17 protein-coding genes are annotated in these 21,287 nt (G+C 58.0%); 5 read left to right on the top strand and 12 right to left on the bottom strand.

Annotated elements, in window-relative coordinates:
* Positions 1 to 35 precede the first annotated feature (35 nt).
* From NLK58_RS06805 to NLK58_RS06795, 3 genes are all read left to right on the top strand, one after another.
* Positions 36 to 281 carry a flagellar basal body rod C-terminal domain-containing protein gene (locus tag NLK58_RS06805; RefSeq protein WP_117617806.1) on the top strand — a complete coding sequence of 82 codons (246 nt, stop codon included), beginning with the start codon at positions 36 to 38 and terminating at the stop codon, positions 279 to 281.
* A gap of 498 nt (positions 282 to 779) precedes the next feature.
* A complete protein-coding gene (locus NLK58_RS06800; protein ID WP_341582395.1) occupies positions 780 to 2,579 on the top strand; it encodes an acyl-CoA dehydrogenase C-terminal domain-containing protein in 1,800 nt (599 codons plus the stop codon).
* A 211-nt stretch (positions 2,580 to 2,790) separates the two neighbouring features.
* On the top strand, positions 2,791 to 4,581 hold the full coding sequence (locus tag NLK58_RS06795) for an acyl-CoA dehydrogenase C-terminal domain-containing protein (protein WP_117617805.1): 1,791 nt from the start codon (positions 2,791 to 2,793) through the stop codon (positions 4,579 to 4,581).
* A 112-nt stretch (positions 4,582 to 4,693) separates the two neighbouring features.
* Here NLK58_RS06795 and NLK58_RS06790 read toward each other — a convergent pair whose 3' ends face one another.
* The 5 genes from NLK58_RS06790 to leuS all read right to left on the bottom strand — a co-directional run bounded on the left by NLK58_RS06790 (position 4,694) and on the right by leuS (position 10,069).
* Positions 4,694 to 5,329, bottom strand: coding sequence for an endonuclease (locus tag NLK58_RS06790; RefSeq protein WP_117617804.1), 636 nt, complete (start codon positions 5,327 to 5,329; stop codon positions 4,694 to 4,696).
* Positions 5,330 to 5,516: 187 nt separating this feature from the next.
* Positions 5,517 to 5,780: a hypothetical protein gene (locus NLK58_RS06785; protein WP_117617803.1), complete on the bottom strand. Its 264-nt coding sequence runs from the start codon at positions 5,778 to 5,780 to the stop codon at positions 5,517 to 5,519.
* 110 nt (positions 5,781 to 5,890) lie between these two features.
* Positions 5,891 to 6,898 (bottom strand): DNA polymerase III subunit delta, encoded by a 1,008-nt coding sequence (holA, locus tag NLK58_RS06780; RefSeq protein ID WP_341582394.1) that lies wholly within the window; start codon positions 6,896 to 6,898, stop codon positions 5,891 to 5,893.
* Entirely contained in the window at positions 6,895 to 7,500 is a 606-nt protein-coding gene (gene lptE, locus NLK58_RS06775; RefSeq protein ID WP_227539461.1) for an LPS assembly lipoprotein LptE, read from the bottom strand. The genes holA and lptE overlap by 4 nt, the downstream gene beginning before the upstream one ends.
* Positions 7,484 to 10,069, bottom strand: a complete 2,586-nt coding sequence (gene leuS / locus NLK58_RS06770; protein WP_341582778.1) for a leucine--tRNA ligase — start codon at positions 10,067 to 10,069, stop codon at positions 7,484 to 7,486. Before leuS ends, lptE begins: the two co-directional genes overlap by 17 nt.
* Before the next feature lie 499 nt (positions 10,070 to 10,568).
* On the opposite strand from leuS, the gene NLK58_RS06765 reads away from it, so the two are divergent.
* Positions 10,569 to 11,117, top strand: coding sequence for a zinc ribbon-containing protein (locus tag NLK58_RS06765; protein WP_117617800.1), 549 nt, complete (start codon positions 10,569 to 10,571; stop codon positions 11,115 to 11,117).
* On the opposite strand, the gene lnt is transcribed toward NLK58_RS06765, so the two are convergent.
* From lnt to NLK58_RS06735, 6 genes are all read right to left on the bottom strand, one after another.
* The gene (lnt, locus tag NLK58_RS06760; protein ID WP_117617799.1) at positions 11,086 to 12,648 is read right to left on the bottom strand and encodes an apolipoprotein N-acyltransferase; all 1,563 of its coding nucleotides are present in this window, start codon (positions 12,646 to 12,648) and stop codon (positions 11,086 to 11,088) included. The genes NLK58_RS06765 and lnt overlap by 32 nt on opposite strands.
* Positions 12,638 to 13,483 (bottom strand): HlyC/CorC family transporter, encoded by an 846-nt coding sequence (locus tag NLK58_RS06755; protein WP_117617798.1) that lies wholly within the window; start codon positions 13,481 to 13,483, stop codon positions 12,638 to 12,640. Before NLK58_RS06755 ends, lnt begins: the two co-directional genes overlap by 11 nt.
* Entirely contained in the window at positions 13,480 to 13,953 is a 474-nt protein-coding gene (ybeY, locus tag NLK58_RS06750; RefSeq protein ID WP_117617797.1) for an rRNA maturation RNase YbeY, read from the bottom strand. The genes NLK58_RS06755 and ybeY overlap by 4 nt, the downstream gene beginning before the upstream one ends.
* On the bottom strand, positions 13,950 to 14,933 hold the full coding sequence (locus NLK58_RS06745; protein ID WP_117617796.1) for a PhoH family protein: 984 nt from the start codon (positions 14,931 to 14,933) through the stop codon (positions 13,950 to 13,952). Before NLK58_RS06745 ends, ybeY begins: the two co-directional genes overlap by 4 nt.
* Positions 14,934 to 15,147: 214 nt before the next feature.
* A complete protein-coding gene (gene miaB, locus NLK58_RS06740; protein ID WP_341582393.1) occupies positions 15,148 to 16,494 on the bottom strand; it encodes a tRNA (N6-isopentenyl adenosine(37)-C2)-methylthiotransferase MiaB in 1,347 nt (448 codons plus the stop codon).
* A 228-nt stretch (positions 16,495 to 16,722) separates the two neighbouring features.
* On the bottom strand, positions 16,723 to 17,739 hold the full coding sequence (locus NLK58_RS06735) for a nucleoid-associated protein (protein ID WP_117617794.1): 1,017 nt from the start codon (positions 17,737 to 17,739) through the stop codon (positions 16,723 to 16,725).
* 612 nt (positions 17,740 to 18,351) lie between these two features.
* Between NLK58_RS06735 and NLK58_RS06730 the strand changes: the two genes are divergently transcribed.
* Positions 18,352 to 19,560, top strand: a complete 1,209-nt coding sequence (locus tag NLK58_RS06730; protein WP_117617793.1) for an alginate export family protein — start codon at positions 18,352 to 18,354, stop codon at positions 19,558 to 19,560.
* A gap of 68 nt (positions 19,561 to 19,628) precedes the next feature.
* Here the strand turns inward: NLK58_RS06730 and cysN are convergent, their stop codons facing one another.
* Positions 19,629 to 21,287 (bottom strand): sulfate adenylyltransferase subunit CysN, encoded by a 1,659-nt coding sequence (gene cysN, locus NLK58_RS06725; RefSeq protein ID WP_117617792.1) that lies wholly within the window; start codon positions 21,285 to 21,287, stop codon positions 19,629 to 19,631.

Here is a 21,287-nt window from a genome sequence, read left to right as displayed (position 1 = left end):
ATCGAGTCAAATAATGGTCATCGGGCAGAGCTGTTATGATCAACAACACACTCGCAGTTGGTATCCAGGGCATTCAGGACGGCATGGTCGGCATGGAAAATGCCGCCCGTAAGATTGCCCGTGGCGGCGTAGATGGTCCCCAGGGGACTGCCGGGGGTGCGGGGAACCTGATTGAGCCCATTGTTGACCTCAAGATATACCAGCGCAGTGTCGAAGCCTCAGCGCAGGTGGTGAAAACCGCGGACGAGACGCTCGGAACGTTGCTGGATATTATGGCCTGAGCCTGGGGCCATGCTGGGGCCAAGCTGGGGCCAAGAAAGTGCTTTCCTCACTCCCTCCTGTATTTCCAACGGTTTCTCCCACGCCCTTCGGAGTATCTTCTCCTGTTCAGGGTTCGGCACGCGTTCACCGGGCTGGTGCGGCAGTTCAACAGTCTCCGCCATGGCTGAAAAAGACGGTGAGAAAGACCGGGCCGGGTCCTCATCGTTCGAGCCTGTTTCTGCCTGAACCGGTCTTTGCTCAACTCCTTTTCCTCGCTTGATTTTTCCGCTTTGCGATGACCGGGCGATTGCTCTGCGCACTGTTATGGCGCGTGATCCTGTGACATACGGCAACACAATTTTTGCATCCGGCTATTGACAATTCTGTGCCTCTAAACGTATGTTTCAAACAAGTGTTTAATTAAGGCTGCGGCGCAGTGCGCTGCGGTGTCTGAGCAAACCCAAGGCCAGAAGCTGTCAAACCTGTTTCAGCTGAGACCGAAAACCGAGGTGGATTCCATGCCTGAGTACAAAGCGCCCCTGCGTGACATCAAATTCGTAATGAACGAGCTGCTGAACAGCGAGCAGCACTACGCCAACCTGGAAGGTGCTGAAGACGCAACTCCGGATATGGTGGATGCCATTATTGCGGAAGGTGCCAAATTCTGTGAGCAGGTTCTGTCTCCGCTGAACCAGGTGGGTGACAAGGAAGGCTGCACCTGGAGCGAAGACAGTGTGAAAACACCGACAGGCTTCAAAGAAGCCTACCAGCAGTATGTGGAAGGTGGCTGGCCGTCCATGACGGCTGATCCCAACTACGGTGGTCAGGGTCTGCCGCACTCTCTTGGTCTGGTTATGAGCGAAATGGTGGGTACCGCCAACTGGTCATTCGGCATGTATCCGGGGTTGAGCCACGGTGCGACCAATACCATCGAAGAGCATGGCACCGAAGAGCAGAAGCAGACTTACCTCACCAAGCTGATCAGTGGTGAGTGGACCGGCACCATGTGCCTGACTGAGCCGCACTGTGGTTCCGATCTGGGTATCCTGCGGACCAAGGCAGAGCCGAATGCGGATGGCAGCTACGCCATCACCGGCACCAAGATCTTTATCTCAGCCGGTGAGCACGACATGGCCGAGAACATTGTTCACATCGTGCTGGCCCGCCTGCCGGGCGCACCGGAAGGCACCAAGGGTATCTCCCTGTTCATCGTTCCCAAGAATCTGCCGAACGACGACGGTTCTTCCGGCGAGCGCAATGCGGTTTCCTGTGGCTCCATTGAGCACAAGATGGGTATCCACGGCAACGCTACCTGCGTGATGAACTTCGACGGCGCCAAGGGCTGGCTGATCGGGCCTGAGAACAAGGGGCTGAACTGCATGTTCACCTTCATGAACACGGCTCGTATCGGTACCGCCATCCAGGGTCTGGGTGCGGCCGAGCTGGGCTTCCAGGGCTCCCTGGCCTACGCCAAGGACCGTCTGGCCATGCGCTCTCTGAGCGGCCCGAAGAACCCTGAGGGTATCGCCGATCCGATCATCGTTCACCCGGACGTACGTCGTATGCTGCTGACCCAGAAAGCGGTTGCCGAAGGTGCCCGTGCCCTCATTTACCTGACTGCGCAGCAGGCTGATATCGTTCACAGCGGCAAGACTGAGGATGAGCGTAAGGCTGCTGACGAGGCACTGGGCTTTCTGACCCCGATCGCCAAGGCGTTCCTCACGGAAATCGGCTATGAAGCGGCCAACCTGGGCATGCAGGTGTTCGGTGGCCACGGTTTTATTTCCGAGTGGGGTATGGAGCAAAACGTACGTGATGCCCGTATCGGCATGATCTACGAAGGTACCACCGGTATCCAGGCGCTGGATTTGCTGGGCCGCAAGGTGCTGATGACCCAGGGTGAGTCCCTGAAGGGCTTCACCAGGCAGGTTCACATATTCTGCAGGGAAAACGCCGATAACGAACAGCTCAAGGAATTCCTGGAGCCGCTGGCGGCTCTGAACAAGGAATGGGGCGACCTGACCATGAAGATCGGCATGACCGCCATGAAGAACCGCGAAGAAGTGGGCGCCGCGTCTGTGGATTACCTGATGTACTCCGGTTACGCCGTGTTTGCGTACCTGTGGGCCCGCATGGCAAAGGTTGCCCTGGACAAGATGGTTGAGGGTACTTCCGAGGAAATGTTCTACAACGCCAAGGTGCAGACTGCCCGCTTCTACTTCAAGCGTATGCTGCCCCGTGCCAGAGCCCATGCCGAAAGCATGCTGGCCGGCGCTGATAGCCTGATGGATATGCCTGAGGAAGCCTTCGCTATCTAAGCGCGGGCACTGAGCACAGTTCCACAGGACGTAAAAGCCCGCGCTCCCCGGAGGCGGGCTTTTTTCATGAGTTACGGTCCGCTTTTGAGGTAGAATAAACGCCCATAAAAAATAATCTTCAGCGGACACATTGCCCAAGCAGGTGTGACTGGCCGGAACCAAGGCCCCTTTACCACCTGGACAGACTGACAGAATTTTTGGAGAGTTTTAGATGGCTGATTATCAGGCACCCCTACGTGACATGCGCTTTGTTCTGAACGAGGTTTTTGACGCCCCCGCCCTGTGGGCGTCGTTGCCGAAAATTGCCGAAAATGTTGACCCGGATACGGCCGATGCCATCCTGGAAGAGGCTGGCAAGATTACCAGTGGCGTTCTTGCCCCGCTGAACCGTGAAGGTGATGAGCAGGGCAGCCAATGGAGCAGCGGTGAAGTAACGGCTCCGGAGGGCTTCAGGGAGGCTTACCAGACCATCGTTGAAGGTGGCTGGAACGGTCTGGGCGGTAACCCGGAGTTCGGCGGTATGGGGATGCCCAAGACGCTGGTGGCCCAGTTCGAGGAGATGATGCAGGGTGCCAACATGGCCTTTGGCCTGGCGCCCATGCTGACCGCCGGTGCCTGCCTCGCCCTGGACGCCCACGGCAGCCAGGAACTGAAAGAAAAATACCTGCCCAACATGTATTCCGGCGTCTGGTCCGGTGCCATGGACCTGACCGAGCCCCATGCCGGTACTGACCTGGGTATTATCCGTAGCAAGGCCGAGCCCAACGACGACGGCTCCTTCAATGTCACAGGTACCAAGATCTTCATCACCTGGGGCGAGCACGACATGGCGGAGAACATCATCCACCTGGTGCTGGCCAAGCTTCCGGATGCTCCAAAAGGCCCGAAGGGCATTTCCCTGTTCCTGGTGCCCAAGTTCCTGGTGAACAATGACGGGTCCCTGGGCGAGCGTAACAGCTTCAGTTGTGGCTCCATCGAGAAGAAAATGGGTATCAAGGGTTCCGCCACCTGCGTGATGAATTTCGATGGCGCCAAAGGCTGGTTGGTTGGCGAGGAGCACAAAGGCCTGGCCGCCATGTTCACCATGATGAACTACGAGCGTCTGGGCGTTGGCATCCAGGGCATCGGTGCCGCTGAAGCCTCACTGCAAAGTGCCCGGGAATATGCCCTTGATCGCATACAGAGCCGCGCGCCCACTGGTGCACAGCAGCCCGAAAAAGCGGCGGATCCGATTCTGGTGCATCCGGATGTACGTCGTATGCTGCTGACCATGAAAGGCTATGTTGAAGGCGGCCGCGCTTTCTCAACCTACGTGGCCCAGTGGCTGGATATTTCCAAGTACGCCGAGGACGACGAGCGACGCAAGCATGCCGAAGGTATGGTGGCGCTGCTGACTCCGGTGGCCAAGGCGTTCCTGACCGATCGTGGCCTGGAAGCCTGCATCATGGGTCAGCAGGTATTCGGTGGCCATGGTTTCATTCGCGAGTGGGGGCAGGAACAGCTGGTTCGCGACTGCCGGATTACCCAGATTTACGAGGGCACCAACGGCATCCAGGCGCTGGACCTGATGGGCCGAAAAGTGGTTGGCAGCCAGGGTAAGCTTTACGAACTGTTTGCCCAGGATGTGGCGACTTTCCTTGAGGAAAACAGCGGTGACGAGCACCTGCGTCCGTTCCTGGAGCCTCTCGCTGCCGCGGTTGAGCGCCTTGATGACGTGACAGAGCATGTGATCAAACAGGCCGGCGACAACCCGAACGCCGTTGGAGCTGCCTCAGTAGATTACCTCGACCTGTTCGGCCTGACGGCCCTCGGCTACATGTGGGCGAAAATCGCGAAGGCGGCTGCACCCAAGGCCGGGAGCGATACCTCAGGCTTCTACAGCGGAAAACTGAAATCAGCGCGGTTCTATTTTGACCGCCTGCTGCCAAAAACCGTTTCCCTGGCCGAAGGTATCCGTAGCGGCAGTGACTCGATGATGGCTCTGACTGCTGAAGAATTCTGATTTCAGAGTTGAGGCGGGCATAAAAAGGGGTCAGATGAAAGTTTCATCTGACCCCTTTTTCATGACTCCTTGTTGATCTGATAGAGGTTGGCACCAGCTCCGGCCTTGAAGCTCAGAGTCTTTCCATTCGCTCGGGATCTGTGACGAAAGGATTTTCGTTCCCCTGAATTTCGGCAATGCGCCGATGGCGCGTCAGCTCACCGTCGTCAGGTGGGTCCAGCTGATTCCAGCCCTTGAACACGGCGGCAGAGCCCAGCCATGGCAGTTTGTAGGTGTCGACCATGTAGGCAACTGTGCGGGCAACATCGCCTTTGACCCGAACGGGGGGCTCAAAGAACTGGGCGCTTTGGCGGATGCCGCACTCGTCGGTCTTGACGGCAGAACCCAGGTCTTCGTATCGAACATTGCGGCGTCCCATTTCTGTCCGGCTACGTACCGGCACCATATTGTGCATGTCTGAGGCTATCTGCCGATAACGGTTGTCCTGTTCACATTGGCGCGACGTCCCACAGTCGAGCGCGCTGCGCACATCGGCCAGCGGGTATACATACCCGTCGGTCAGCACGAAGCCTTTACTGGTAAAAGGAGTGTCGCAGAAGAATGAGTTCCCTCCGTTGGCGTAGAGATTGCCCCAGAAATGTTCGGAAATAACGGTTTCCGGATCACTGAAACGGATGTTCTGGCCAATCACGAGGGTTGTGGTGAGCAGGAAGGTGAGTGCGGTGGGTATCAGTAAGAATTGTTTCATACGCCATTTATACCTCGCAGTGTGGTCAAGCGCCCTGGCAATTCAGGCCCCGCTGGTCAGGATTCGATCAGGCGGGTCAAAACTATGACGCTTTGTTCACTGATACTGTGAAGTATGACACAGAGACTCCGGCCCACGGAGCCCCTGGCGTAGAGATTTGTGGCTTAGTGTTAACCGGTTAACACTTTTACTTCAGTTTGTTACGGATATTCTGGTAGCCGGTCTTCAGATCCTCACCCAGCTTCTGGGTGGTTTGGCGGGCTTCCTGGGAGGCGTTTTCCGCATCGTGCATCATCTGGTCGATCTTGGTCCGGAAGCGGTCCCAATCCTGCTCAAGATCGTCCCATTCGTCCTTCACGTCTTCGCGGGCCAGGTGAAGCTGCACCCGCGCCTCATCCCGATACTGTTTTATCTTGTCCGACAGTTTTTTGAACTCTTCTTGAAGACTCATCTGAAACACCTCCTTGGATTGATGGTGTGCTTACAATGCGCCCGATTGTAAAAAACTGTCAAGGGGTTGCCGGGCCGCAAGATGGCAAGGAGGAAAGAGTTTGACCTGGATCAGGCGCGGGCGGCCAGGAGCGCCGACATATCTCTGAGATAGTGCCAGGGGGAGAGCGGGTCGAAGCCTTTGGTCGCTCGGTCGACCTTGCTGCAAAGTGCAATGGCGTCGTGCAACTGAGCGCGGTTCAGCTGGCGGGCAGCCTGTTCCATCGCTCGTACTCGCTGAGGCTGGAACACGCCTCTTTTCTTCAGGAATGAGGCCGGATTCTCAGCCTGGCCGCCTGAAGATTTCAGTTCCAGCAACAGGTTCAGGTCGCGGCTCAGGACAGCCAGCAACCCCAGCGGGTTTTCACCTTCCTGCTGCAGCACGCTGATCACCTTGCAGGCATGGGGCGCCCGGCCGGATATCAGCTCGGTGACCAGCTCGAAGCCACTGAACCGGGAGCTGTCCTGGACGGCCTGTTCAACGGTTTCTTCGTCAATCGTAGTGCCGTTCGCCAGCAGCGCCAGCCGATCCAGCTCCTGGCTGGCGGCAAGCAGGTTGCCTTCCAGGCGTTCGCTCATGATCGCCAGAGCGCCGCGGGTCAGGCTGAGTCCGCGGCTGCTGGCCCTTTGTTGAAGCCAGCCATGGAATTTGTCTGCGTCTACTGGCCAGACCGGTACGTGCACCCCCTTGCCCTGGAGCTCCTTGTACCATTTACGGCGGGTTTCCGCGGCGTCCAGGCGGGCGCTGATCAGCAGCAGAATGATGTCCTCAGGGGGAGACTGAAGCACACGCTCGAGCACGGCGCGGCCGTCTCCGAGCTTGCCGGTTGGCAGATGAATTTCTATGCGGCGTTTTTCGGCGAACAGGGACATGGCGCTGAATTCGTCCGCGACCGCGTTCCAGTCCAGTTGATGATCGGCATGGAATGTCAGGCGGTCATGGAATCCGGCTTCTTTCGCGGCCTGCCTGACCTGATCGCAACACTCCTGAACGAGCAGCGGTTCATCCCCGGAAATCAGATAGACTGGTGAAAGGCTCTTTTTCAGTAGCTGGGATAGCTGTCCCGGATTGGTTTTCATGGTTTGCCTGTTGCTGGAACGCCGGCATCCTGAGTGCGATTGTATTCCGCCCGAATGGCATCAATCCGTTCGGAGGTCAGAGGAGCCAGACGGAAAAGAACCTGCTGCGCCAGGCGGTCGTTCAACTGCTGGCGAAGTGCTTCTTCCTCGCGCTGCCTCGCCAGTACGTTGGTTTCATCGTACCGGTAACTTTCGCTGGTGTTCAGGCGGGTTGAGGCAACCACGGGAATGCGGTCAGCGCTGACAACCTCAAGAGCCACGGAGTGGCGAAGCGTGTACTCCGCGGCGGCAGCCTGGGCGGTGATGGCGCTTGCGCGCCGGTCCTGCTCAAAGTTATCAAGGCGCAGAATATAGTCAGCCCGTGCAACGGGAACGAGCTCTATTTCTCCAAGTTCGAGCTGTTCCCTTACTGACTGACAAAGCGTTTCGGGAACCGCTGACGAACAATCCACGGCAAGGGGCTGAAGGGCTGCCGATACCGGAGGCGCACCACGCAGCTGAAATCCGCACCCGGCCAGAGTCGCCACCAGCGAGGCGGCAATCGACATGCGGATCAGGGCGCGCAGGGCGGAGTGCCGGGGCATATCAGCTGGCCACCACATTCACCAGTTTGCCGGGAACCACGATCACCTTGCGCACGGTGGCGCCTTCGGTGAAACGCATCACGTTCTCGTTCTCCAGAGCCAGTTTTTCCAGATCGGACCTGTTGATGTCGGCGGGAACGTCTTCCTTGGCCCGAACCTTGCCATTGACCTGAAGCACCACCTGAATCCGGCTCCGCACCATGGCGCTTTCATCGGCCTTTGGCCAGGACGCATCAACTACCGGATCCTCGTGGCCCAGTGCCTGCCAGAGCGTGTGGCAGATGTGAGGAACAATCGGGGAGAGCACCAGAACGGCAGTGTCCAGGGCTTCCTGACGAACGGCCCGGGTCTGGGGTGTGTCGCCCTGAAGTTTGCCAACATCGTTGAGCAGTTCCATAACGGCGGCAATGGACGTGTTGAACGTCAGTCGGCGGCTGATATCGTCGCTGACCTTGGCGATGGTTTCGTGGGTCTTGCGCCGCAGATTCTTCTGGCCATCGTCCAGGGCGGCTGAGTCCACCGCCGGGGCAAGCCCGGAAGCCGCGTGTTCATTCACCAGGCGCCACAGACGCTTGAGGAAACGGTGGGCGCCTTCAACCCCGCTGTCAGACCATTCCAGGGACTGTTCCGGGGGCGCGGCAAACATCATGAACAGGCGAACGGTATCGGCGCCATGCTGGTCAATGATGGCCTGGGGATCGATGCCATTGTTCTTGGATTTGGACATCTTGGTGACGCCGCCGGAGATCACCGGCTCGCCATCGTCCTTGTGTACCGCGCGAATGGGCTGACCCTTCTCATCACGCTCAACCGTGACATCCGCGGGAGAGATCCACACCTTTCCGCCCTTGCCGTCCTCACGGTAGTAGGTTTCGGCCAGAACCATGCCCTGGCAGAGCAGGCGATTAAAGGGTTCGGAACTGGTGACCAGGCCCACATCCCTGAGCAGCTTGTGGAAGAAACGGGCGTAAAGCAAGTGCAGGATGGCGTGTTCGATACCCCCGATATACTGATCCACCGGCAGCCAGTAATTGGCGGCGGACGGATCCAGCATGCCCTTGTCGTAATGGGGGCTGCAGAACCGGGCGTAGTACCAGGACGACTCCATGAAGGTGTCGAAGGTATCGGTTTCCAGGGTGGCCGGCTGACCGTTGTATTCGGTTTTGCACCACTCCGGGTCGGCCTTGATTGGCGATTGCACGCCGTCCATCTTGACATCTTCCGGCAGGCGGACCGGCAGCTGGTCGTCCGGAACCGGCATCTCGGTGCCGTCTTCCAGAGTCATCATCGGAATCGGCGCGCCCCAGTAACGCTGCCGTGACACGCCCCAGTCCCGCAGACGATAGTTCACCGTGCGCTTGCCGATGTTGTGCTCTTCCAGGTGGCGGGCGATCTCGTCGAAGGCCTCTTCACTGGTCAGGCCGCTGTACTTGCCGGAAGACACGAGCGTGCCTTTTTCGGTGAAGGCCTGCTCCTGAACATCAATCTCTCGACCATCGCGCGCAGCAATCACCTGTTTGATTGGCAGGCGGTATTTAAGGGCAAATTCATGGTCCCGTTCGTCATGGCCCGGAACGGCCATCAGGGCGCCGGTACCGTAGTCGGTCAGAACAAAGTTGGCAATCCAGACCGGAATTTCTTCCTGGGTCAGCGGATGAATGGCCTTGAAACCGGTATCAATGCCACGTTTTTCCATGGTGGCCAGCTCAGCCTCGGCCACCTTGCTGCTGCGGCACTCCTCCACAAACTCGGCCACATCACGGTGCCGCTCCGCGGCCTCTTTTGCCAGGGGGTGCCCGGCGGCAACCGCCATGTAGCTCACGCCCATCAGGGTGTCGGGGCGCGTGGTGTAGACCGTCAGGCCACTGTCCTTGTCCTTGAGCGGGAAGGTCAGCTCGGTACCCACGGACTTGCCAATCCAGTTGCGTTGCATGGCCTTGACCTGCTCGGGCCAGTCTTCCAGCTGATCCAGATCGTTCAGCAACTCCTCGGCATAGTCGGTAATGCGGATGAACCACTGGGGAATTTTCTTCTGCTCCACCAGGGCTCCGGAACGCCAGCCACGGCCGTCCACGACCTGCTCGTTGGCCAGAACCGTCTGATCCACCGGATCCCAGTTCACGGTGGACATCTTCTTGTACACCAGGCCTTTCTCATAAAGACGGGCGAAGAACCACTGCTCCCAACGGTAATAATCCGGCTTGCAGGTGGCCAGCTCCCGGTCCCAGTCGTAACCGAAACCCAGCTGCCTGAGCTGGTTTTTCATGTATTCGATATTGGCGTAGGTCCACTTGGCCGGAGCCGTCTTGTTGGCAATGGCGGCATTCTCGGCGGGCAGGCCGAAGGCGTCCCAGCCCATGGGCTGCATCACGTTTTTGCCCTGCATGCGCTGGTAACGGGAAACGACATCGCCAATGGTATAGTTGCGGACGTGCCCCATGTGCAGCTTGCCACTGGGGTAGGGGAACATGGACAGGCAGTAGTACTTGGGTTTGCCCGGCTCTTCCCTGACCATGAAGGTCTTGTTATCTTCCCAGAAATTACGGGCATTCTGCTCTACGTCACGGGGATTGTATTGCTCGTCCATTCCTGCCATTACCGAAATTACCTTGTGTGAAAAATAAAACCCTGTATCAAAATGATGTCCGGAGCGGGCCGAACATTCTAACGCACACTTGGCTTTACAGGTAGTCTGCCAATTTTCCCTTCTTGTGCCAGACTTTCTTGTGCCAGACTTATAGTGTTGGCGGGAGACGGCGGCCGGTGCAGCTTCCTGAGACACGCCGTGAATACGTCCATGTAGGCTTGAGCGCAGCATTCATGCTGCGCACAGTCTCAGGAAGCTGCACCGGCCGCCGCCCCGAACCCTGGGAGCTATTGTCAAGGAACGGGAGCACCAAACGTCTGGGAGACAGGGTGTGTCAGGCCCTTCCGGGACTGTCTGCAGCATGGATGCTGCAGTCAAGCGTACATGGACGTATTCACAGCGTGTCCCGGAAGGGCCTGACACAGCCTGGCTCCTGCCCCAACTGTCCGGATTTACGCTTGTTTTTTTGGAACCCCGAGGTTCGTTTGAAGGAGCAGTTATGACAAAACCAGAAAGAAGCCATCTCTCAGGAAAAGCCCTGGAAGTGTATGACCGAATGCTGGAGCGGGTGAAAACGCGTCTCCATGAATTAGAGGAAACCTCGCTGCAAACGCTGGAGGACGAAGTACGCAAAGCCGTCGAGTTCGAGTACGAACTGGAGGAGATGACCCGGGAAGAGGCGGATCTTCTGGGAGCCTATCTGCAGCGGGATCTTGAGCACCTGCTGCACTTCGTCGAGGAAACCGGCGAAGGCCTGAGTGAATGGTTGCAGCTTGATATCGCTTTGCTGGAACACCAACTGGCGGACAGTCTGTTCTCCGTTGCCGACAAAACCCTGATAGACACCCTGGAGCTCAAACAGAAGCTGGAGAACAAGGAGGCGGGTCAATACATCTCAGGTGAGGTGGCCACCGCGGGTATGTTCCAGTGCCTGAATTGTGGCCACATGCGCTGCCTGACAGCCACCAGCCATCTGGAACCCTGCGAAGCCTGCGGCTCCCACTACTACGAGCGGGTTACGAGCCGCTGGCCGAAACGGGAGGAATGATCCGCTCCCGGACAAACACGATCAGGATGACCGCCAGGGTCAGTACCGGCCAGGAACCGGTTTGCATATAAGGCGTACTGCCCTTGGCGGTGTATACCTCACCGGTCAGGGTGGCGCGCTCGAATTGCGGGATGGTCCTGGTCAGCCTGCCCCGGTGGTTAATGATTGCGGTCACGCCGTTGTTGGTGCCCCGGAGCATATAGCGGCCGGTTTCCAGGGCCCGCATTCGGGCAATCTGCAGGTGTTGCAGTGGTCCGATGGAATCCCCGAACCAACCATCGTTACTGATGGTGAGCAGAAGGCCGGAACCCCGGGCGTTGAAGGCGACGAAATCCGGGTAGGCAACCTCGTAACAGATGAACGGCATGATATTGATGCCATTTGCCCTGAGCGGGTCCTGCCGGGCCGGGCCCGGGCTGAAATCGCTCATGGGCAGGTTGAAGAACCCGATCAGTCCTCTAAGCACGCTTTGCAAAGGCACGTATTCGCCAAACGGGACCAGCTTCTGCTTGTGGTAGATGCCCTCGCTATTGCCAATCGCAATAATGCTGTTGTGATAAGTGAAGTCCTCAAGACGGTCACTGAAGCCGTACCAGGGTATCCCGGTAATCAGTGTGCTGTTCTCGCCCAGCTCAGTGCTGATGTGCTCGATGATTTTGCCGGCCTGATCCTGGGGAATGGGAATGGCCGTTTCCGGCCACAGGATCAGGTCGGTGTTCCAGTGGCCTTCTGTCATGCCCAGATACGTCACAATCTGGTCTCTGAGAAATTCCGGATCCCACTTGATCTGCTGGGGAATATTGCCCTGCATGGCCGCAAAGGTTGTGGCCTCGGTACTGAGCTCGGTCCAGTCAATCCGGTTCATGGCCGGAGCGATCAGCCACGGAATCAGCGCAATCACCAGAGTTACGCCGGCGGCGACTGGTCTCAGGTGTTTAACCAGCCACCAGCCCGCGTAGAGTGCAGCACCGGTAGCCGTAATCCAGAAAGTGATGCCGTGGACGCCTGTTAAGGGCGCAAGGCCGGCAAGAGGGCCGTCGGTATGAGCGGTACCGAGGTACAGCCAGGGAAAGCCGGTTAGCAACCAGCCCCGGAACCAGTCCCCCAGAATCCAGATAGCAGGGAACAGAATCAGTCGGCGGATAGCATTCTTCTTTGCGAGTTTGCCCCAGAACCAGAACGCCAGGCCATGGAACAGTGCCAGGCCCGCCACAAAGGCGGTGGTCAGCAGGATGGCGACGGGAATCGCCGTGTTGCCGTGTTCACTGATGCTGATATACACCCAGCTGGCACCGCTGCCAAACAGACCAAGGCCGGTAAGCCATCCGGCCCTGAACAGTTTCTGCGGCGCCAGGGGAACCGTGACCAGCAGAATCAGAAGAACCGAGACCGGCCCCAGCCACCAGAACTGAAACGGGGAAAAGGTCAGGGTTTGCAGGGCGCCGGCAACCACGAGGGTTGCCGCGCCGAGCCAGCGGTTGGTTGATAGCGGGGTATTCAGGACTTTGGCGTTTGTAACGTCATTGCTCACTGCGGGTTACCTGCAACAGACGGATGACACGGTTATCGGCGTTGGCAATAGTAAAGCCCAAGCCACCGAATTCAACCGATTCGCCCCGTCTGGGCAGATGTCCGAACTCCTTGAGTACCACCCCACCGATGGTGTCGAACTCTTCTTCGTCGAATTCGGTCTCGAAGAATTCGTTGAAATCATCGACCGGCGTTACCGCCTTGACCGCGTAGCTGCCATCGCCCCGTGCCTTGATGTGGGTCTCCTCATCGAAGTCATGTTCGTCTTCGATTTCCCCGACAATCTGCTCAAGCACGTCCTCAATGGTGATCAGCCCGGCAGTGCCGCCATACTCGTCCACCACAATGGCCATGTGGTTGCGGTTTTCCTTGAACTCCTTGAGAAGCTGGTTCAGGCGCTTGCTTTCGGGAACAAAGGTTGGCGGCCGCAGGATTTCCCGGATGCGGTTCCAGTTCAGGTCGTTGCTCAGGGCAAGGGGAAGCAGGTCCTTGGCCAGCAGGACGCCGATCACGTCATCCTGGCTGTCGCCGATCACCGGGAAGCGGCTGTGGGCAGAGGAGATGATTTCTGCCAGAAACTCTTTCGGGTCCTGGGATGCCTTGACGGTGACCATCTGGGAGCGGGGAATCATGATTTCATCCACCCGCATGTCGATCACCTGCATGGCACCTTCGATGATGCTCATGGCATCGACATCGATGATGTTCTGGGACTCGGCGTCCCGCAGGATTTCCAGCACGTCCTCGACGGACTCAGGCCCGCTGGAGAAGGCCTGTGATATACGTTCCAGCCAGGACTTGCTGCCCTGGCTGCGACTCGACTGATCGTCGCTCATGAGTCTTTTTCCGTTTCCTCTGCTTCGTAGGGATTGCCAAATCCGAGCTGTGCCAGCAATCGGACTTCGAGGGCTTCCATGACCTCGGCATCTTCGTCTTCAATATGATCGTAACCCTGGAGGTGCAACATGCCGTGCACCACCATATGGGCCCAGTGCGCGTCCAGGGATTTCTGCTGCTCCCGGGCCTCATCCTCAACAACAGGTGCGCAAATCACCAGATCTCCGGCCAATGGCACCGTTATACCGGCTGGCGCCTCAAATGGGAAGGACAACACATTGGTTGGCTTGTCCTTGCCCCGATACTGGCGATTCAGTGCCTGGCTCTCTTCGGTTCCGACAATGCGCACCGTTACCTCGGACGGATCCTCCCCCTGCCACGCCAACTGTGCCCATGCCTGAAAAGCCCGTTCCGGTGGAACCCCGGGTGCCTCGAAAACCTGTTGGAAGTCTACTGTCACCTCGCTCACTGGCCGGTCGCGCTCCCGTCGTCAAAAGAATCGTAGGCTTCCACAATGCGTTGAACCAGCGGGTGACGCACAACGTCTTTCGCTTCAAACCGGGTAAAGCCGATGCCCGGCACCTTGCTCAGCACACCGGCGGCATGAATCAGCCCCGAATTCTGACCCCGGGGCAGGTCCACCTGGGTGGTGTCGCCGGTAATGACGGCGGTTGAGCCAAAGCCGATCCGGGTCAGGAACATTTTCATCTGTTCCCGGGTCGTGTTCTGGCTTTCATCGAGAATGATAAACGAGTTGTTCAGTGTACGGCCGCGCATGAACGCCAGTGGTGCAATTTCAATCACGCTTTTTTCGATCAGCCGGGTCACCTGTTCAAAGCCGAGCATTTCATACAGGGCGTCGTACAGCGGGCGCAGATACGGATCCACCTTCTGAGCCAGATCTCCCGGCAGGAAACCCAGCTTTTCTCCGGCCTCCACCGCCGGCCGAACCAGCAGGATCCGCTTCACCTGCTCGTCTTTCAGGGCCTCCACGGCACAGGCAACCGCCAGCCAGGTCTTGCCGGTACCGGCGGGTCCGATCCCGAAGTTGATGTCGTGAGTGCGGATATTGTGCACGTATTTCTGCTGGTTCGCGCCCCGGGGTTTGGCCTGCAGCTTGGGTGTCTTGATCACCGACACTGCGCCGTCATAGGGCACGTCCTCGGGCAGGCGTTCAAAGCCGGTTTCCCGGATGAACAGGTGCACGGTATCCGGCGGAATGTCGTCCGCGGCCTCGGTTTCCCGATACAGATGCCGGATAACCTCAACGGCCGCCGCCACATGCTCGGTTTCCCCTTCCACCCGGAAATGATGGCCCCGCCGGCCGACTTTTACCTGAAGGCGTTTCTCGATCATCTTCAGGTTTTCATCAAACTGGCCACAAAGCGTGGCCAGCCGGCGCTGGTCCACCGGGTGCAGGTCAAATTGTCTGGTGTCGTGTGTGTTCAATCTTGCTCCGTTTTATACTCCCCCGGTTTCTTGGGGAGTTGGCTGTGAAGTTGGGGTCAGATGAAAGCTTTCATCTGACCCCTGTGCCACAAAAATGTTGGAGGCCAAGGATGGCCGGAAACAAGCGCACATGGACGTGCTCGTAGCGGTTTTTGGGAAGGGGCTCACCACCACTCGCCATGCACCAGCCCCAGGACCCATAGGAACACCAGGCCTAAAACATCCCCAAACCCACAGGCACCCCGCGAAGAGAATTGGGATAGGCCTCCACAATATCGACATCAATAAAGTGCCCCACAACCTCCGGATTTTCATGCCGGAAGTTCACAATCCGGTTGTTCTCGGTACGCCCCGCATACTCCCCGGGGTCCTTCTTGGACAGGCCAGTCACCAGAATCCGCCGGGTACTGCCAACCATCTTGCGGCTGATGTCCATCACGTTCTGGTTCAGCCGGTCCTGCAGAATGCTCAGGCGCTGTTTCTTGACATCCATCGGTGTCTCGTCTGGCAGGTCCGAGGCCGGCGTGCCCGGCCGGGCGCTGTAGACGAAGCTGAAGGACATATCGAAGCCGATGTCGTTGATCAGCTTGATGGTGTCTTCGAAGTCCTTCTCGGTTTCACCGGGGAAGCCAATGATGAAATCCGAGGAGAAGCTGATGTCCGGCCGGAGCTTGCGCAGGCGGCGGAGTTTGGATTTGTACTCCAGTGCCGTGTGGCCCCGCTTCATGGCGGCCAGGATACGGTCTGAACCGCTCTGGACCGGCAGGTGCAGGTGGCTGACCAGTTCCGGCACGCGCTCGTAAACGTCGATCAGGGCGTCTGAGAATTCCACCGGGTGGGAGGTGGTGTAACGGATGCGGTCGATACCATCGATGGCGGCAACCAGCTCGATCAGTTCCGCCAGGTCCATGGTGTCGCCGTCGTGGGTCTCGCCGCGGTAGGCGTTGACGTTCTGGCCAAGAAGGTTGACTTCCCGGACGCCCTGGCCGGCGAGATGGGCGACTTCGGCAATCACATCGTCCGCCGGGCGGCTGACTTCCTCGCCTCGGGTATAGGGCACCACGCAGAAGGTGCAGTATTTGCTGCAGCCTTCCATGATGGAAACGAATGCGGAGGGGCCGTCGGCGCCGGGCTCGGGCAGGTTGTCGAACTTCTCGATTTCCGGGAAACTGACGTCCACCACGCCCACGCCATTACCTTTGCTACGAACTTCGGTGATCATGTCCGGCAGGCGGTGCAGGGTCTGGGGGCCGAAGACCATGTCCACGTAGGGCGCGCGGTCAATAATCGCCTGGCCTTCCTGGGAGGCCACGCAGCCGCCAACGCCGATAATCAGGTCCGGTTTCTTGCTCTTGAGTCCCTTCCAGCGGCCGAGCTGGTGAAACACCTTCTCCTGGGCCTTTTCCCGGATGGAGCAGGTGTTCAGCAACAGGATGTCGGCGTCATCGGGTGAATCGGTCATTTCGACGGTTTCGCCGGTCTTGAGCAGGTCTGCCATGCGGGCGGAGTCGTACTCGTTCATCTGACAGCCGTGGGTTTTGATGTACAGCTTTTTAGCCATGGGTCTCACGTAATCTGGTGGATGGTGCGCCGGGAACTGGGTGCTTTAATTTAAAGGGGCGCCAGCAAAAAGGAACTGCGTATTATAACGAGGTGCTCATTCTTCAACCACCTTTGTCTCGGCTTGTTGCTAGTGTCCGTCTGGCTCTGGTGTTATCCGTTGCGATCTGATTTGGGTGCAGGATACCCGCCCGGCTCTCAGGTTACGAAGCGGGCCACTCCGGACGCCTCACTCCTCGCGAGCCTCCAGATACCGCTGCAGCTGCTCCCGCAACGCCCTGGGAAGCCGGGTAATCGTCAAAGCATCTTTATCGCGGTCGTAATAAACCGCCTGATTCACCAGGTCGGATGAAAACGACACGCTCATGCCACCCCCGGAGCCCGCGATACGCACCAGTTTCTTCACCTTGCGATGATCCGGGTGCAGCACGCCGCTCTCCGGAAGCTCTGCGGTTTTCGATGCAAATTCCCTGAAACGTTGCGGCTCGTTTTCGTCCAGATAGCCAGACAGTGCCTCGATTTCCACCGGTTCACCCAGGGCATGCTGTTCCTTGCAGAACTCGTAGGCCTTATTGCGCACTTCGCCGGCTTTCTCCGGTTCGGAGGATTTGGCGAACGCTTCTACCGCGTCCAGGAACGTCATGGTCTCTTTTTCCACATCCACCTGATTGGTGAACCCGCACAGGCGAATAAAGAGCTCCCCGGGCTCACCCGTGCCGCGGCCATGGACCAGGGTCAGATAATTCTCCGCCGGGTTGTTGCTGCGCCAGTCGTCCAGCTCAATGCGAACCGCCAGATTCAGTCTGGACAAACTCAGCACATCCGTAGCATCCAGTGACTCACTGCCATCAAACCGCATGGCGCTGTCGTTCTCCAGGATAAAGAGATAAACCACCTCTGAGTCGGCCAGTGCGTCATGCACGATCATCAGGTGGCCATCAAACTCCTCCTGGCTGCCGGTCAGCAGCTCCTGCCACTGCCCGAACAGGCGATCGGTCATGGCGCCGAAGGTTTGCCTGTCTTCCAGGTAGTCTTTCAGCCAGGCACTGAGCGGGCACTCGCCCAGGTCCTCGGAAAACCGTCCGTATTTCTTGCCGGGCTTGCTGTTAAACAGCCGCTTCATCTGCTTGTGCAGGCCCTCGTAGTCGCCACCGGGCTCCCTCAGAGAGTCTCCGGCACTGAGATGGGCTGCCTGGTCCGGCTGGAAATGCGTAAAAAAGGCAGACCTCAGGTGTTTGATTGCCATGGTTAATTACCCTGTTGCCGTTGTCCTGACTGAAAGGCCTCCATGATGAGCGTTTCATCGGGATGGTAAAGCCAGTCAAATCCAATGGGTTGCGCAGTGAGTGATATGGGAGAGAAGGCCATAGTCCAAGGAGCGGCAGCTTATTATGAAAAACGCGGAAATCCAAATTTCCACCCATCCTGATGCATTATCGTTCAAAGCCGATTTTGACACGTGAGAATTCCGCAATATCGCCTTTTCAGCTCTGAAGCCGCCTTCGGGACCCGCACTTTGGCTGGTCCATGTCTGTGCCTGTGCCTGAATAAGGGGCAGTTTTCAGGCTTGGCAGGGCTACCCCGCAGAGGTTGGGAAAGGGTCGGAAGCGCCAGAGTAAAGGCCTGAACAAGAATTGGCGCAATCCATGCTTATGGTTCAGGTCAGCGGGAAGAGTCGCGTTGTGTCGTGCGACACAATTCTCGTGGAATAAGTCACTCAAGCAAAAGCGCTTATTGGCCCGGAGATTTCTTCGGTTCAATAGGCGCTTTTTTTTTTGGCAAATGGCCAGTGAGGCGGCTCGGAATTTTTCTTCGGTCTCCTCTTGACCAGTCGGTTTAACAGAAACGGAGAACTGCGATGCAATGTGTAACGAAAAAGGCCGGATTGGCGATAGCGATTGCCCTGATGGGTGGCTCGGTGCAGGCCACACAGACCGGGTTTCATGAAGCCCTGAGTAAGGCCGAGGTATACGGAGATCTTCGCTTGCGTTTCGAACAGGTGCAACAGGACAATGCACTCAGAGACGCGGAAAGCGTAACTTTGCGAACCCGCCTTGGCTATCGTACTGCGGATTACAATGGGTTATCCGGGCTTGTCGAGTTTGAGGACGTTCGGAACGTGGCTGGGCTTGACGACTACAACGACACGCTGGGGAAGAATCCAAATTACTCTGTTATTGCCGATCCCGAGACAACAGAGCTGGACCAGGCTTACCTTCAGTACAGGTTCGGAGATATAACCGGTCGGTTGGGGCGTCAGGTGATAACTTACGACAATCACCGGTTTATTGGCGACGTTGGCTGGCGCCAGGATCGCCAGACGTTTGATGCGGCCCGCCTGACTTACACCCCGTCAACCAACCTCGCAATCGACTACGCCTTCCTGAGTCAGCGCAACCGCATCTTTGCCGAGAGCCGGGACCTGCCATCCAAGGATCACATAGTCAACGTTGCCTACCAAACACCCCTCGGCAAGCTGACCGGCTATGCCTATCTGCTGGAAATTGATGAAGGCGTTGACAACTCGCTCGACACCGTCGGGCTTCGTTATGTTGGCCGGTATGACCTTGAGCCGCTGGGGATAATCTACGAAGCCGAATATGCGATTCAGGAGGCAGAATCGGGCGGTGCTGATTTTGATGCCGAGTATTACAAGCTGAATGCGGGCATTGATATCGCGGGTGTCATTGTTTCAGCGGGACTTGAAGTCCTTGGGTCGGATAATGGCAACTACGGCTTCTCTACACCACTGGCAACCCTGCACGGTCAGAACGGCTGGGCTGACCAGTTTCTGAACACCCCGCTGGTCGGGTTGGAAGACGCGTCGCTCAGCGTAAAGGCACCCGTGGCGGGCGGCGGCCTGACCCTCAAATATCATGACTTCAGGGCCAGTGACTCGCCTGGCGGTGCCAGTGACTTGGGTAGCGAGGTTGATGTGGTCTATCAGCGCAAGTTTGCGGAGAACTACTCAGCAGGTATTAAATACGCTCGCTACATGGCCGGAGATGCAGCAACCGGAAAAGTGGATACTGACAAGCTCTGGCTGACTCTGGCCGCCAAGTTCTGAGGCTGATATCCGAAAAAAAGCCCCGGCGGCGTCCACTGCCAGCGGGGGCCTTTCATCCGTCATTCGGCTCAGATTCGCTTGTTGCGCACCAGGTCTTGCACCAGTTTGCTGACCGCGCCTGCGATTTCTTCACTGTCGTCTGCGCAGATGGAAGCCGAGGCGATGTCCGAGCCGAGGTTTGCCACAATCGCGATGACGCCGTGGGCGCTGATGACCTGTGCGGAGCGGCGGCGATCATCAACATTGCCGGCATTGTCTTCGCTGAGCACGATGGTGGTTTTACCCTGATCAAACAGCGCCCGTTCCAGAGCCAATGCCAGGGCCGGTGCCTGCTTGCCATTGCACGCGATGATCGCAGGCTTCTGGGCCAGGCGGCGTTCGCGTTCTTCAACGGACACCGGATCCAGGGATTCGCCAGCATCCGCCAGGCCCGCCACCATACCGGCACCGATGGTGACGTTGGTCAGCCGGTCGATCACGATAAAGCTGCCGGTGGCGTGGTTCCGCTGGTAGGCATCAAAGGCAATCGGCTGGTTCAGGGTCAGTTCGCACAGGCCGATCTCATTCAGTTGCAGGGCAGAAGGATTCTCGTTCCTTTCCAGGCTGTTTACATCGGTCTGATGGTGAATCTTCTTCACCGTGCCGGAGGTAAAGGTGGGGCCCAGCTTGATGTCATACAGGCGGCCGGTTTCCAGGGGCGCGTCGGTCATCCACACGATGTTGGCGTTGAAACGGTTGCCCACTTCAGGCTCATCTTCCGCTTTTACCAGCATGTCGCCACGGCTGACGTCGATTTCGTCGGTCAGCGTGAGGGTGACCGCCTGGTCGATATAGGCTTCTTCAAGGTTGCCGTCGAAGGTTACCACCTCTTTCACCGTGCTGGTGCGCCGGGAGGGCAGCGCCATGATTTTCTCGCCCGGGCGGATCACGCCGGAGGCGATGGTGCCGCAGAAGCCGCGAAAGTTCAGGTTCGGGCGGGTTACGTACTGAACCGGGAAGCGGAAATGCTCCAGGTTCTTGTCCCGACCGACTTCCACGGTTTCCAGGATTTCCATCAGCGGCTGGCCGGTGAACCAGGGCGTGTGCTCGCTCTTGTTCACCACGTTATCGCCTTCCAGGGCGGAAATCGGCACGAAGCGGATGTCCTTCAGGCCCAGTTTGGCGGCAAACGCCAGATAGTCGTCCCGGATCTCGTTGAAGCGCTCTTCGCTGAAATCCACCAGATCCATCTTGTTGATGGCGACCACAATGTGGCGGATACCCAGCAGCGATGCAATGTAGGAATGCCGGCGGGTCTGGGTCAGCACACCGTGGCGGGCATCGATCATCAGGATCGCAACCTGCGCCGTGGACGCGCCGGTGGCCATGTTGCGGGTGTACTGCTCATGGCCCGGGGTGTCGGCGATGATGAACTTGCGCTTGTCGGTGGAAAAATACCGGTAGGCCACATCAATGGTGATGCCCTGTTCGCGCTCCGCCTGCAGGCCGTCCACCAGCAGGGCCAGGTCCAGCTTTTCGCCGGTAGTCCCCATCTTGGCACTGTCGGTTTTCAGGCTGGCCATGTGATCTTCATAGATCATCTTGGTGTCATGCAGCAGGCGACCAATCAGCGTGCTCTTGCCGTCGTCCACGCTGCCGCAGGTGAGCAGGCGCAGGAGTTCCTTGTTTTCGTGCTGTTTCAGGTAGGCCTGAATATCTTCCGCAATCAGATCAGACTGGTGTGACAT

The organism is Marinobacter metalliresistant (assembly GCF_038098645.1).
GTDB classification, from domain to species: Bacteria; Pseudomonadota; Gammaproteobacteria; order Pseudomonadales; family Oleiphilaceae; genus Marinobacter; species Marinobacter metalliresistant.
This window is presented reverse-complemented; position numbering and strand designations above follow the sequence as displayed.

What these genes read in the sequence shown, in the direction of transcription:
- NLK58_RS06805 (WP_117617806.1), top strand. Translation starts at nt 36, where the DNA reads ATGATCAACAACACACTCGCAGTTGGTATCCAGGGCATTCAGGACGGC.
- NLK58_RS06800 (WP_341582395.1), top strand. Translation starts at nt 780, where the DNA reads ATGCCTGAGTACAAAGCGCCCCTGCGTGACATCAAATTCGTAATGAAC.
- NLK58_RS06795 (WP_117617805.1), top strand. Translation starts at nt 2,791, where the DNA reads ATGGCTGATTATCAGGCACCCCTACGTGACATGCGCTTTGTTCTGAAC.
- NLK58_RS06790 (WP_117617804.1), bottom strand. Translation starts at nt 5,329, where the DNA reads ATGAAACAATTCTTACTGATACCCACCGCACTCACCTTCCTGCTCACC.
- NLK58_RS06785 (WP_117617803.1), bottom strand. Translation starts at nt 5,780, where the DNA reads ATGAGTCTTCAAGAAGAGTTCAAAAAACTGTCGGACAAGATAAAACAG.
- holA (WP_341582394.1), bottom strand. Translation starts at nt 6,898, where the DNA reads ATGAAAACCAATCCGGGACAGCTATCCCAGCTACTGAAAAAGAGCCTT.
- lptE (WP_227539461.1), bottom strand. Translation starts at nt 7,500, where the DNA reads ATGTGGTGGCCAGCTGATATGCCCCGGCACTCCGCCCTGCGCGCCCTG.
- leuS (WP_341582778.1), bottom strand. Translation starts at nt 10,069, where the DNA reads ATGGACGAGCAATACAATCCCCGTGACGTAGAGCAGAATGCCCGTAAT.
- NLK58_RS06765 (WP_117617800.1), top strand. Translation starts at nt 10,569, where the DNA reads ATGACAAAACCAGAAAGAAGCCATCTCTCAGGAAAAGCCCTGGAAGTG.
- NLK58_RS06755 (WP_117617798.1), bottom strand. Translation starts at nt 13,483, where the DNA reads ATGAGCGACGATCAGTCGAGTCGCAGCCAGGGCAGCAAGTCCTGGCTG.
- miaB (WP_341582393.1), bottom strand. Translation starts at nt 16,494, where the DNA reads ATGGCTAAAAAGCTGTACATCAAAACCCACGGCTGTCAGATGAACGAG.
- NLK58_RS06735 (WP_117617794.1), bottom strand. Translation starts at nt 17,739, where the DNA reads ATGGCAATCAAACACCTGAGGTCTGCCTTTTTTACGCATTTCCAGCCG.
- NLK58_RS06730 (WP_117617793.1), top strand. Translation starts at nt 18,352, where the DNA reads ATGCAATGTGTAACGAAAAAGGCCGGATTGGCGATAGCGATTGCCCTG.
- cysN (WP_117617792.1), bottom strand. Translation starts at nt 21,287, where the DNA reads ATGTCACACCAGTCTGATCTGATTGCGGAAGATATTCAGGCCTACCTG.